Origin of the sequence: Serratia sp. TMDUHS_CL (assembly GCF_037137105.1) — a bacterium.
Taxonomy (GTDB): Bacteria; Pseudomonadota; Gammaproteobacteria; order Enterobacterales; family Enterobacteriaceae; genus Serratia; species Serratia nevei.
On record NZ_JBBBDV010000014.1, the window covers coordinates 97,805 to 109,915 of the forward strand.

Sequence of the window (12,111 nt, forward strand, 5' to 3'; positions counted from 1 at the left end):
TCGTTTTAATCAGAGTAAGTATTGCTGCAGGAGGGAAAATAGGACAGTTTGGTGACAGAAAAATGTACGCAATATGACAGTTATATTACAGTGCGTTTTAGGGGTATTGATTTATATTAAAATCAATTTGTTATATTGAAAACAGCGCAATTGACAAGCAATAAAAAAACCGTTTGGCCACGCCCTATCCGCTTGAATATGACAACGTTTATCCCTGAATCGGCGCCGCTGTTATCTTTCGCGTTGCTCATGAAAAAAGCCGGCGCTAAGGCCGGCTTTTGCAGTTTACCTGCGGCAGATTACTCTACGGTGACAGACTTCGCCAGGTTGCGCGGCTGGTCAACGTCGGTGCCTTTGATCAGCGCCACATGGTAAGACAGCAGCTGCAACGGCACGGTGTAGAAGATCGGCGCGACGATTTCCTCGACGTGCGGCAGAGGAATGATGGTCATGCCTTCGCTGCTGACGAAGCCGGCATCCTGATCGGCGAACACGTACAGCTGGCCGCCGCGCGCGCGCACTTCTTCAATGTTGGACTTCAGCTTTTCCAGCAGTTCGTTGTTCGGCGCCACGACGATCACCGGCATGTCGGCATCGATCAGCGCCAGCGGGCCGTGTTTCAGCTCCCCCGCCGCATAAGCTTCAGCGTGAATATAGGAGATCTCTTTCAGCTTCAGCGCCCCTTCCATGGCGATCGGATACTGATCGCCGCGGCCGAGGAACAGCGCATGGTGCTTGTCGGAGAAACCTTCCGCCAGCGCTTCGATCTCTTTATCCATCGACAGCATCTGCTCGATGCGCGCCGGCAGCGCCTGCAGGCCGTGCACGATCTCCTGCTCCACGCTTTCTGCCATGCCTTTCAGGCGGCCCAGGCGCGCCACCAGCATCAGCAGCACGGTGAGCTGCGTAGTGAAGGCCTTGGTCGAGGCTACGCCGATTTCCGTGCCGGCCTTGGTCATCAACGCCAGATCGGATTCGCGCACCAGCGAAGAGCCCGCAACGTTACAAACGGCCAGCGAACCGAGATAACCCAGCTCTTTGGACAGGCGCAGCGCCGCCAGGGTATCGGCGGTTTCGCCGGACTGCGACAGGGTGATGATCAGGCTGCCCGGACGCACCGCCGATTTGCGGTAACGGAACTCGGAGGCGATCTCGACGTCGCACGGCACGCCGGCCAGCGCTTCGAACCAGTAACGCGCCACCATACCGGAGTGGTAAGAAGTGCCACAGGCGATGATCTGCACGTGCTGCACCTTGGCCAACAGCTCATCGGCGCGCGGGCCCAGCTCGCTCAGGTTGATTTGGCCATGGCTGAAACGCCCTTCCAGGGTGTTTTTCAGCGCCAGCGGCTGTTCGTAGATCTCTTTTTGCATGTAGTGACGGTAAGCGCCCTTGTCGCCGGCGTCATACTGCACCTGGGATTCGATCTCAGGGCGCTCGATGGCGTTGCCCTGCTTGTCGAAGATGTTGACGGTGCGGCGCGTCACTTCCACCACGTCGCCTTCTTCCAGGAAGATGAAGCGGCGGGTGACCGGCAGCAGCGCCAGCTGATCGGAAGCAATGAAGTTTTCCCCGACGCCGCGGCCGATAACCAGCGGGCTGCCGGAGCGCGCCGCGACCAATACGCTCGGATCGCGGCTGTCCATCACCACGGTGCCGTAGGCGCCGCGCAGCTGTGGGATCACGCGCTGAACCACTTCCAGCAGCGTACCGCCCTGCAGTTGTTCCCAGTGCACCAGGTGCGCAATCACTTCGGTGTCGGTTTCGGAGCTGAAGCGATAACCGCGTTCGATCAGCAGTTCGCGCAGCGGTTCGTGGTTTTCGATGATGCCGTTATGCACCACGGTAATGTAGTCGGAAACATGCGGGTGCGCGTTCGCCTCGGTCGGTTCACCGTGCGTTGCCCAACGGGTGTGAGCGATGCCGGTACCGCCGTGTAGATCGGTCTGCTCCGCTGCTTCGGCCAGTTTTTGCACCTTGCCTACGCGGCGCAGGCGGCTGACGTTGCCCTGCGCGTCGACCACCGCCAGACCGGCGGAGTCATAACCGCGGTACTCGAGACGGCGTAAACCTTCCAACAGGATTTCTGCGATATCACGTTGCGCTACTGCGCCTACAATTCCACACATCAGTTGTATTCCTAATGAACGCCCTTCATGGGCGCTTTCGATGCCTTGACCTGATTTTTGCCGGTTTTTACCGTGCGTCCCCCGAGCCTGTAGATGGTGGGGGTTATTATGTTTTGTATTGGGCTCGTGAACGGAGCCCAACGAAAAACACACTATGACTTCTTCTTCACCGGACGTTGCCAGCCCTGAATGTGCACCTGCTTGACGCGGCTCAGCACCAGTTCGTTCTCGGCGATATCGCGCGTCACCGTGGTGCCGGCGGCGATGGTGGAGCCTTTGCCGACCGACACCGGCGCCACCAGCTGAGTATCGGAACCGACGAATACGCCGTCGCCGATCACCGTCTTGTGCTTGTTGGCGCCATCGTAGTTGCAGGTGATGGTGCCGGCGCCGATATTCACGTCATCGCCGATTTCGGCATCGCCCAGATAGCTGAGGTGGCCAGCCTTGGAGCCTTTACCCAGACGCGCCTTTTTCATTTCCACGAAGTTGCCGACGTGAGCCCCTGCCGCCAGCTCCGCGCCTGGGCGCAGGCGGGCGAACGGCCCCACGGTGCAGTCAGCCTCCAGCACGCTGTCTTCCAGCACGCTGTAAGGGCTGATCTCGCAGTCATCGCCAATCACGCAGTTTTTCAGCACGCAGCCGGCGCCGATTTTCACCCGGTCGCCCAGCTTGACGTGACCTTCGATAATCACATTCGCATCAATAGTGATGTCGCGGCCATGAACAAGTTCCCCGCGCAGATCGAAACGCGCCGGATCCAGCAACATCACGCCGGCCAACAGCAGCTTTTCAGACTGTTCCGACTGGAAGACGCGCTCCAGGGTCGCCAGCTGCAGGCGGTTGTTCACGCCTTCCACTTCGCTCAAACGCGACGGGTGCACGGTTTCGATTTTCTTGCCGTCGGCATGGGCCAACGCAATGATATCGGTGATGTAGAACTCACCCTGTGCGTTGTCGTTATTCAACATCCCCAGCCAGCGCTTCAGATCGCGCCCGTTCGCCACCAGGATGCCGGTATTGATCTCGTTAATCTGGCGCTGCGCCTCGCTGGCATCCTTGTGTTCGACGATGCCCACTACGTTGCCCTGCTCCCGCACGATGCGGCCATAACCGCTCGGATCGTCCAGCTTGACCGTCAGCAGCCCGATACCGCCCTGTGGCTTGGCCGCCAGCAGGCGTTGCAGCGTATCCACGGAGATCAACGGCACGTCACCGTACAGCATCAGCACGTCTTCATCGTCGGCAAAGTGCGGCGCGGCCTGCTGCATCGCATGGCCGGTACCCAGTTGCTCGGCCTGCAGCACCCAGTTCAGCGCGCCGTCAGTCAACGTACTCTTCAGCAGATCGCCGCCGTGGCCGTATACCAGGTGGACATGTTGCGCGCCCAGTTTCATCGCGGCATCAATGACGTGTTGCACCATCGGCTTGCCGGCCAACGGATGTAAGACCTTGGGAAGATCGGAATACATGCGTGTTCCCTTGCCCGCGGCGAGGATAACCACGCTCATTGCGCTGTTCGACATAAGCAACCTGATAACTCCATTTTGATAGACGAAAGTAAAACCGTTTAGCGACGATATTACTACATATTTCTCTGCACGAACCCGGCGCAGACCACGTGGGCCTTGGCCTGCCGCCATCGCGGCCAATTCGGCGTCGGGACGAAAAAACTGTCGGCGATCGGCGACGTTTATTTCCCGATATCAGGGGTTATACACCACACTGTCCGCCGGGCTGAAATGCTTATTTTAAAGTAAAAAAAAAGCGACCCTATAGGCCGCTTTCTTAAAGTTGGGTGCCAGGCACCCAAACATTACATCGCTTTTCTGGTGAGCTCGATAACGCGCAGTTTTGCGATCGCTTTCGCCAGTTCAGCGGATGCCTGAGCATAGTCGACATCGCCATGAGAGCTGCGAATGTGTTCTTCAGCTTTACGCTTAGCTTCCAACGCTCTCGCTTCGTCGAGGTCAGTACCACGGATAGCAGTGTCCGCCAGCACGGTAACCACGCTCGGCTGCACCTCTAGGATGCCGCCGGACAGGTAGATGAATTCTTCTTCACCGTGCTGCTTAACAATACGCACCATGCCAGGCTTGATGGCAGTCAGCAGCGGCGCATGGCCAGGGAAGATCCCCAGTTCACCTTCGCTGCCTGTCACCTGGATCTTCTGCACCAGGCCGGAAAACATCTGTTTTTCCGCGCTGACTACATCCAGATGGTAAGTCATAGCCATATCACCCTCCTCTCAAGGCGTTACAGTTTCTTGGCTTTTTCCACTGCTTCTTCAATGGTGCCAACCATGTAGAACGCCTGCTCCGGCAGGTGGTCATAGTCGCCGTCCATAATGCCTTTGAAACCACGGATGGTGTCTTTCAGCGATACGAACTTGCCCGGAGAACCGGTGAAGACTTCTGCCACGAAGAACGGCTGAGACAGGAAGCGTTGGATCTTACGCGCACGAGATACGACCAGTTTGTCTTCTTCAGACAGCTCGTCCATACCCAGGATCGCGATGATATCTTTCAGTTCCTGGTAGCGTTGCAGAATGGACTGCACGCCACGCGCTACGTCGTAGTGCTCCTGGCCAACAACCAGCGGATCCAGCTGACGGCTGGTGGAATCCAGCGGGTCAACGGCCGGGTAGATACCCAGAGAAGCGATGTTACGGCTCAGTACCACGGTTGCGTCCAAGTGCGCAAAGGTGGTGGCTGGTGACGGGTCAGTCAAGTCATCCGCAGGAACGTAAACGGCCTGTACGGAAGTGATGGAACCGGTCTTGGTCGAGGTGATACGTTCTTGCAGAACGCCCATCTCTTCCGCCAGCGTTGGCTGATAACCTACCGCGGATGGCATACGGCCCAAAAGTGCGGACACTTCGGTACCGGCCAGGGTGTAACGGTAGATGTTGTCAACGAACAGCAGAACGTCACGGCCTTCGTCACGGAATTTCTCCGCCATGGTCAGACCGGTCAGCGCAACGCGCAGACGGTTACCTGGTGGCTCGTTCATCTGGCCGTAAACCAGGGATACTTTGTCCAGAACGTTGGAGTCGGTCATTTCGTGGTAGAAGTCGTTACCCTCACGAGTACGCTCGCCCACGCCCGCAAATACGGAATAACCGGAGTGCTCGATCGCGATGTTACGGATCAGCTCCATCATGTTTACGGTTTTACCCACGCCCGCACCGCCGAACAGACCGACTTTACCGCCCTTGGCGAATGGACAAATCAGGTCCATTACCTTGATACCGGTTTCCAGCAGTTCCTGGGAGCTGGACAGCTCTTCGTAGCTTGGCGCCGCGCGGTGAATCGCCCAACGCTCTTCTTCGCCGATGTCGCCTTTCATGTCGATCGGTTGACCCAATACGTTCATGATACGGCCCAGGGTAGCTTTACCCACCGGCACTTCAATCGGGTGGTCCAGGTTGTTCACTTTCAGACCGCGACGCAGACCGTCGGAGGTCCCCATTGCGATACAGCGAACCACGCCACCGCCCAGCTGTTGCTGAACTTCCAACACCAGTTTTTCGGTGCCGTTTTCTACCTCAAGGGCATCGTACACTTTTGGTACGGCATCCTGAGGGAACTCGACGTCCACCACGGCGCCGATTACCTGGATAATCTTTCCAGTAGCCATCTTGAATCCTCTACGTAATTCGTAAACCTAGCTTAAACCGCGGAGGCTCCCGAAACGATCTCGGTGAGTTCCTGAGTGATGCTGGCCTGACGCGCCTTGTTGTATACCAACTGCAGCTCTTTGATCAGGCTACCGCCGTTATCGGTTGCGGCTTTCATCGCGACCATTCGTGCGGCCTGCTCGCTGGCCAGGTTTTCCACGACGCCCTGATAAACCTGCGACTCCACATAGCGGCGCAGCAAGGTATCAAGCAGCACTTTTGGATCGGGTTCATACAGGTAATCCCAAGGCGTTTTCTTCAGCTCTTCGTCATCGGCTGGCGGTAACGGCAGCAGCTGAAGCACCTGTGGCTCTTGGGACATCGTATTAACAAATTTGTTGCTGACAATGTACAGCTTGTCCAAACGACCTTCGTCGTAGGCCTGCAGCATCACTTTCACCGGCCCGATCAGATCCGACAGGGAAGGTTTGTCCCCCATGCCGGTCACCTGGGCAACCACGTTGCCGCCCACGGAACCAAAGAAAGAGGCCGCTTTAGAGCCAATCAGCGCCAAATCGGTTTCGACGCCTTTTTCGGACCAGGCTTTCATCTCCGCCAGCAGCTTTTTGAACAGGTTGATGTTCAAGCCGCCGCAGAGACCACGGTCAGTAGACACCACCAGATACCCGACGCGCTTAACGTCACGCTCATCCAGGTACGGGTGCTTGTACTCCAGATTCCCTAACGCAAGGTGACCAATCACTTTGCGCATGGTCTCTGCATAAGGACGGCTGGCCGCCATGCGATCCTGCGATTTACGCATTTTGGAGGCGGCGACCATTTCCATCGCTTTAGTGATCTTTTGCGTGTTTTGCACGCTAGCGATCTTACTACGTATCTCTTTTGCGCCGGCCATCTCTGCTTCTCCTCAGTGCCAGACGGCCTGCTGTCTTTCAACAGCAGGACCGTTCGGCGTTACCAGGACTGGGTTTTCTTGAAGGTCTCGAGGATGTCTTTCAACTTGCCCTCGATCTCATCATTGAAGTTGCCAGTTTGGTTGATGTGGTTCAGCAGTTCGGCGTGCTCGCGGTCCGCATAGGCGACCAGCGCGGCTTCGAAGCTCACCACTTTGGCGACTTCGACGTCGTTCAGGTAACCGCGTTCTGCGGCAAACAGCACCAGAGACTGTTGTGCAACCGACATCGGCGCATACTGTTTCTGTTTCAGCAGCTCGGTCACTTTTTGACCGTGGCTCAGCTGTTTGCGGGTCGCGTCGTCCAGATCGGAGGCGAACTGGGAGAACGCAGCCAATTCACGATACTGCGCCAGCGCGGTACGGATACCACCGGACAGTTTTTTCATGATCTTGGTCTGCGCGGCGCCACCAACACGGGATACGGAGATACCCGGGTTAACTGCCGGACGAATACCGGAGTTGAACAGGTTGGATTCCAGGAAGATCTGACCATCGGTAATCGAGATTACGTTGGTCGGAACGAACGCGGAAACGTCACCCGCCTGGGTTTCAATGATCGGCAGAGCGGTCAGTGAACCGGTTTGGCCTTTAACTTCACCTTTGGTGAAGGCTTCAACGTATTCGGCGTTAACGCGCGCTGCACGCTCCAGCAAGCGGGAGTGCAGGTAGAATACGTCGCCTGGGTAAGCTTCACGACCTGGCGGACGACGAAGCAGCAGGGAAATCTGGCGGTAAGCAACGGCCTGTTTGGACAGGTCATCGTACACGATCAGCGCATCTTCACCGCGGTCACGGAAGTATTCGCCCATTGCGCAACCGGCGTATGGCGCCAGGTATTGCAGTGCAGCGGATTCGGAAGCGGTCGCCACCACCACGATGGTGTTGGCCAGTGCGCCGTGCTCTTCCAGTTTGCGCACCACGTTAGCGATGGTGGACGCTTTCTGGCCGATAGCCACGTAAACGCATTTGATGCCGGAGTCGCGTTGGTTGATGATCGCATCGATCGCCAGCGCGGTTTTACCGGTCTGACGGTCACCGATCACCAGCTCACGCTGGCCACGGCCGATTGGAATCATGGCGTCAACGGATTTGTAGCCAGTCTGAACCGGCTGATCAACGGACTGACGCTCGATAACGCCTGGCGCGATAGCTTCTACCGGAGAGAAGCCGTCGTTCTCAATCGGGCCTTTGCCGTCGATTGGTGCGCCCAGGGTGTTAACTACGCGGCCCAGCAGACCACGACCGACTGGAACTTCCAGGATACGGCCGGTGCATTTAACCTTCATGCCTTCGGCCAGATCCGCGTACGGACCCATAACCACGGCACCTACGGAGTCGCGCTCCAGGTTCAATGCGATTGCGTAACGGTTGCCAGGCAGCGCGATCATTTCGCCCTGCATAACTTCAGCCAGGCCGTGTACGCGGATGATCCCGTCGCTGACGGAAACGATAGTACCTTCATTGTGAGCTTCGCTCACTACATTGAACTGAGCAATGCGCTGCTTGATCAGTTCGCTGATTTCGGTGGAATTCAGTTGCATGCTCCAGTCCCCTTAAGACTGCAAGACGTCTGTCAGGCGTTCAAGACGACCGCGAACGCTGCCATCAATCACCATATCGCCGGCGCGAACAACGATGCCGGCCAGTACAGACTTGTCAATTTTGCAATTCAGCTTAACTTTGCGTGACAGACGTTTTTCCATCGCAGCGGCGATTTTCGCCTGCTGTTCGTCGCTCAGCGCGCTCGCAGAGAGCACTTCGACTTCGACGGTGGATTCCAGCGAGGCGCGCAGTTCGATGAACTGCTGCAGCACGGCAGGAAGAACCAGTAAACGTCCATTTTCGGCCATTACACGGATAAAGTTCTGGCCATGTTCGTCGAGCCGATCGCCACAAACCGCGATGAACGTCTTGGACAGCGTTTCTGGCGCGACCGCGCCAGACAGCAGTTCAGAAATCTGTTCATTGCGAGTGACTTCAGCCGCAAACGCCAGCATTTCCTGCCAGCGCTCTACGCTTTGGTGCTCAACGGCAAAGTCAAAAGCTGCTTTGGCGTAGGGGCGAGCTACAGTTACAAATTCAGACATCAGCCCCTCCCTCCTTACAGTTCAGCGACCAGTTTATCAACGATGTCGCTGTTAGCAGCTTCATCCACGGAACGTTCGATGATCTTCTCGGCGCCGGCAATTGCCAGCATCGCGACTTGCTTACGCAACTCTTCACGAGCGCGCTTACGTTCGGCTTCGATCTCAGCCTGAGCCTGCGCCACGATTTTGTTACGTTCCTGCTCGGCTTCGGCTTTCGCTTCATCCATGATCTGAGCTTTGCGTTTGTTCGCTTGCTCGATGATCACCTGAGCTTCTGCTTTAGCAGTTTTCAGCTGGTCGGTCGCATTGGCTTGCGCTAAGTCCAGATCTTTTTTGGCACGCTCTGCAGAAGCGAGGCCGTCAGCGATTTCTTTCTGACGTTTCTCGATGGCAGCCATGATCGGCGGCCATACGTACTTCATGCAGAACCAGACAAACAGAACGAACGCGATGGCCTGGCCGAGGATTGTTGCGTTAAGATTCACAGCACAATGCCTCTTTAAAAGTTAATAGTTTGGTTACGTCGTAGAGAGTTACTCTACTTACGCGACGGCGAACATCACGTACAGACCCAGACCTACAGCGATCATCGGGATGGCGTCGACCAGACCCATAACGATAAAGAACTGTGTACGCAGCAGAGGAATCAGGTCAGGCTGACGAGCAGCGCCTTCCAAGAATTTACCACCCAGGATGCCGATACCGATCGCAGCACCGATTGCCGCTAAACCCATCATCACAGCGGCAGCCATGTACAGCAGATCCATACTCAGGTTTTCCATGACAGTCTCCAGTTTGTTTCAGTTTAAAAGTGCAAGTGTTTTAAGAAAATCAGTGCTCTTCAGACGCCATCGACAGATAGACGATCGTCAGAACCATGAAAATAAAGGCTTGAAGCGTAATGATCAGGATGTGGAAGATAGCCCAAGGCAAGCTCAGGACCCACTGTGACCACCACGGCAACAGGCCGGCAATCAGGATGAAGATCAACTCACCCGCATACATGTTGCCGAACAGTCGCAGACCCAGTGAAACAGGTTTGGACAGCAGGCTGACACCTTCAAGAATCAGGTTGATAGGAATGAATACAGGGTGGTTGAACGGCTGCATGGTCAACTCTTTAACGAACCCGCCAACGCCTTTCATTTTGATGCTATAGAACAGAATCAGGATAAACACGCCCAGCGCCATCGACAGCGTGACGTTCACGTCGGCGGTAGGCACGACGCGCAGCGCAGGCAGACCGAGAACGTGGGTGCCGAGATAAGGCAGGAAGTCAACCGGGATGAGGTCCATCAGGTTCATCAGGAACACCCAGACGAACACGGTCAGTGCCAACGGCGCAATGACCTTGCTCTTGCCGTGGTACATATCGCGCACGCTGCTGTCGACGAAACCGACCACCAGCTCCACGGCGGTTTGCAGTTTACCCGGCACGCCGCTGGTGGCGTTTTTGGCCACTTTGCGGAAGATCACCAGGAAGAGCGCCCCGAGGACGACGGAGAAAAACATCGAGTCGAGGTTAATCGACCAAAACCCAGTCCCGACCTGAAGCTGCGTCAGGTGGTGACCGATATACTCCTGTGGAGTCAAGACTTCTCCTGCAGACATGATGCCTCTTACCCTTATTTAGTTAAGTTCGGTAACTGTTAATCACGGCCGGTGCCACTATCTGCACCACTAACACCGCTAAATAGGTCAGGCCAAGCGGTATAAACTCCGCCTTGAACACCCCCAGCGCCACGATCAGCAAAACGATGGTGATCACGACCTTTAGCCCCTCGCCGATGGCGAACGACCAGGCAACCCTACCGGGCGCCGGCGTTTGCGCCTGATGGCGCAAGGCAAACAGCATAAACATTGCACTCGGCAACCAGGCGGCGAGACCGCCTGCCAGCGCCGAAGCGCTCCATTCCGGGCTTTTCAGCCAGAAAGCAACGCTGATCAGAACAAAAGTCATTAACTGCAAAAACAGCAGTTTGCGTGCGACTTTCCCGCTGTAAAGGGACACAGACATGACGTTTGTTCTCTCCGTACCCCAGAGGGGGTATGCTGAGTGACGTATACAACTGTTTTTGCTGTCCTGAGTCAAGCAGCAAAAAACGAGCAAATTATACGGGGCATACCAACGAATTCAATCGATAAGTAGCGAAAAGGTGAACAATTATTTAAATTTCCCTATTCCAGCCTATTTTCACAAGAAAACGGTCGGAATAATAGGGCGCATTTAATTGTCTGATTATTCCAGCGTTGCGTTTAGAAACGCGAAGCCGATCACAGTAATGTCCCTTCCTGATTTATAGCCGATGGTCAACCAAACCGTCTTTAGCAATTTGAGCGATCAAAAGATTATATAAATCAAAACATTATCAGTTAACTGTTCAAAAACAATCCGTATACCCGATGAAAACCTTTTATTGACAAGCAGCGGGGCAATATTCCAACAGCCAATTAACATTAGCAGCAAACGCCAATCTTTCGCACATGATTGCTAACGTGACTATTTCCAAATGCAATTACTCTATTGTCGCTAATTAGCCGCGTTTTTTGTGTTAATAGGAAGTAAATTAACTAAAAAAAGCGGCCAACTAATTAGCCTGCTTATCTTTCTGCCTGGTACTGCCTTTAATTCACGCTTGTTTGATCAAAAGCAAACTCAGTTTGCCTTAAGAATCACCAGATGGCGTTCGCCTTCCAGTTCAGGCACCTGCAACCGCACGATGGACTCCAGGCTAACGCCAGCCGGCAGCTGCGTCAGCTCTTCATCCGGGCGCACGCCCTTCAACGCGTAAAAACGCCCCTGCCCTTTCGCCGGCAGATGATGGCACCAGGACAGCATATCCTGCAGCGAAGCGAACGCGCGGCTGATCACGCCATCGAACGGTGGCTCGGCCGGAAACGCTTCGACGCGGCTCTGCACCGGCTCGATATTGTTCAGGCCCAGCTCATGCTGCACCTGGCGCAGGAAGCGCACGCGCTTGCCCAGGCTGTCGAGCAGCGTGAAATGCGCGTCCGGGCGCACGATCGCCAGCGGAATGCCCGGCAAGCCGGGGCCGGTGCCGACATCGATGAAACGCGAGCCCTGCAGATGCGGATTGACCACGATGCTGTCGAGGATGTGGCGCACCAGCATTTGCTGCGGGTCGCGCACCGACGTGAGGTTATAAGCCTTGTTCCACTTATCCAGCATGCCAACATAACCCAGCAGCTGTTGTTTTTGCTGATCGGGCAGCTCAATGCCTGCCTCCGCAAGCAGCGAGTCTAATTTTTTTTGCACAACGGATCCTCTGGCAGGCGCTG

At 55.7% G+C, this 12,111-nt stretch carries 12 protein-coding genes; all 12 read right to left on the reverse strand.

Going from position 1 to position 12,111, the window contains the following annotated elements:
* Window positions 1-299: 299 nt before the first annotated feature.
* On the reverse strand, window positions 300-2,129 hold the full coding sequence (glmS, locus tag WCL58_RS21695) for a glutamine--fructose-6-phosphate transaminase (isomerizing) (RefSeq protein ID WP_060424377.1): 1,830 nt from the start codon (window positions 2,127-2,129) through the stop codon (window positions 300-302).
* A gap of 152 nt (window positions 2,130-2,281) precedes the next feature.
* On the reverse strand, window positions 2,282-3,655 hold the full coding sequence (gene glmU, locus WCL58_RS21700) for a bifunctional UDP-N-acetylglucosamine diphosphorylase/glucosamine-1-phosphate N-acetyltransferase GlmU (protein ID WP_038876038.1): 1,374 nt from the start codon (window positions 3,653-3,655) through the stop codon (window positions 2,282-2,284).
* Between the two features lie 290 nt (window positions 3,656-3,945).
* On the reverse strand, window positions 3,946-4,365 hold the full coding sequence (locus WCL58_RS21705; protein WP_004933814.1) for a F0F1 ATP synthase subunit epsilon: 420 nt from the start codon (window positions 4,363-4,365) through the stop codon (window positions 3,946-3,948).
* 20 nt (window positions 4,366-4,385) lie between these two features.
* Window positions 4,386-5,768 carry a F0F1 ATP synthase subunit beta gene (gene atpD / locus WCL58_RS21710; RefSeq protein WP_004933813.1) on the reverse strand — a complete coding sequence of 461 codons (1,383 nt, stop codon included), beginning with the start codon at window positions 5,766-5,768 and terminating at the stop codon, window positions 4,386-4,388.
* Window positions 5,769-5,800: 32 nt separating this feature from the next.
* Complete coding sequence (gene atpG, locus WCL58_RS21715) at window positions 5,801-6,664, reverse strand: F0F1 ATP synthase subunit gamma (protein WP_004933811.1); 864 nt, start codon at window positions 6,662-6,664, stop codon at window positions 5,801-5,803.
* A gap of 59 nt (window positions 6,665-6,723) precedes the next feature.
* Window positions 6,724-8,265: a F0F1 ATP synthase subunit alpha gene (gene atpA, locus WCL58_RS21720; RefSeq protein ID WP_004933808.1), complete on the reverse strand. Its 1,542-nt coding sequence runs from the start codon at window positions 8,263-8,265 to the stop codon at window positions 6,724-6,726.
* Between the two features lie 12 nt (window positions 8,266-8,277).
* Window positions 8,278-8,811, reverse strand: a complete 534-nt coding sequence (gene atpH, locus WCL58_RS21725; protein WP_033649565.1) for a F0F1 ATP synthase subunit delta — start codon at window positions 8,809-8,811, stop codon at window positions 8,278-8,280.
* A gap of 14 nt (window positions 8,812-8,825) precedes the next feature.
* Complete coding sequence (gene atpF / locus WCL58_RS21730; protein ID WP_004933804.1) at window positions 8,826-9,296, reverse strand: F0F1 ATP synthase subunit B; 471 nt, start codon at window positions 9,294-9,296, stop codon at window positions 8,826-8,828.
* 57 nt (window positions 9,297-9,353) lie between these two features.
* Window positions 9,354-9,593, reverse strand: coding sequence for a F0F1 ATP synthase subunit C (atpE, locus tag WCL58_RS21735; RefSeq protein WP_004093904.1), 240 nt, complete (start codon window positions 9,591-9,593; stop codon window positions 9,354-9,356).
* Between the two features lie 49 nt (window positions 9,594-9,642).
* A complete protein-coding gene (atpB, locus tag WCL58_RS21740; RefSeq protein ID WP_025160299.1) occupies window positions 9,643-10,422 on the reverse strand; it encodes a F0F1 ATP synthase subunit A in 780 nt (259 codons plus the stop codon).
* A gap of 22 nt (window positions 10,423-10,444) precedes the next feature.
* Complete coding sequence (atpI, locus tag WCL58_RS21745; protein WP_004933796.1) at window positions 10,445-10,828, reverse strand: F0F1 ATP synthase subunit I; 384 nt, start codon at window positions 10,826-10,828, stop codon at window positions 10,445-10,447.
* A 639-nt stretch (window positions 10,829-11,467) separates the two neighbouring features.
* Window positions 11,468-12,088, reverse strand: a complete 621-nt coding sequence (gene rsmG, locus WCL58_RS21750) for a 16S rRNA (guanine(527)-N(7))-methyltransferase RsmG (RefSeq protein WP_336851593.1) — start codon at window positions 12,086-12,088, stop codon at window positions 11,468-11,470.
* Window positions 12,089-12,111 lie beyond the last annotated feature (23 nt).

What these genes read in the sequence shown, in the direction of transcription:
- glmS (WP_060424377.1), bottom strand. Translation starts at nt 2,129, where the DNA reads ATGTGTGGAATTGTAGGCGCAGTAGCGCAACGTGATATCGCAGAAATC.
- glmU (WP_038876038.1), bottom strand. Translation starts at nt 3,655, where the DNA reads ATGTCGAACAGCGCAATGAGCGTGGTTATCCTCGCCGCGGGCAAGGGA.
- WCL58_RS21705 (WP_004933814.1), bottom strand. Translation starts at nt 4,365, where the DNA reads ATGGCTATGACTTACCATCTGGATGTAGTCAGCGCGGAAAAACAGATG.
- atpD (WP_004933813.1), bottom strand. Translation starts at nt 5,768, where the DNA reads ATGGCTACTGGAAAGATTATCCAGGTAATCGGCGCCGTGGTGGACGTC.
- atpG (WP_004933811.1), bottom strand. Translation starts at nt 6,664, where the DNA reads ATGGCCGGCGCAAAAGAGATACGTAGTAAGATCGCTAGCGTGCAAAAC.
- atpA (WP_004933808.1), bottom strand. Translation starts at nt 8,265, where the DNA reads ATGCAACTGAATTCCACCGAAATCAGCGAACTGATCAAGCAGCGCATT.
- atpH (WP_033649565.1), bottom strand. Translation starts at nt 8,811, where the DNA reads ATGTCTGAATTTGTAACTGTAGCTCGCCCCTACGCCAAAGCAGCTTTT.
- atpE (WP_004093904.1), bottom strand. Translation starts at nt 9,593, where the DNA reads ATGGAAAACCTGAGTATGGATCTGCTGTACATGGCTGCCGCTGTGATG.
- atpB (WP_025160299.1), bottom strand. Translation starts at nt 10,422, where the DNA reads ATGTCTGCAGGAGAAGTCTTGACTCCACAGGAGTATATCGGTCACCAC.
- atpI (WP_004933796.1), bottom strand. Translation starts at nt 10,828, where the DNA reads ATGTCTGTGTCCCTTTACAGCGGGAAAGTCGCACGCAAACTGCTGTTT.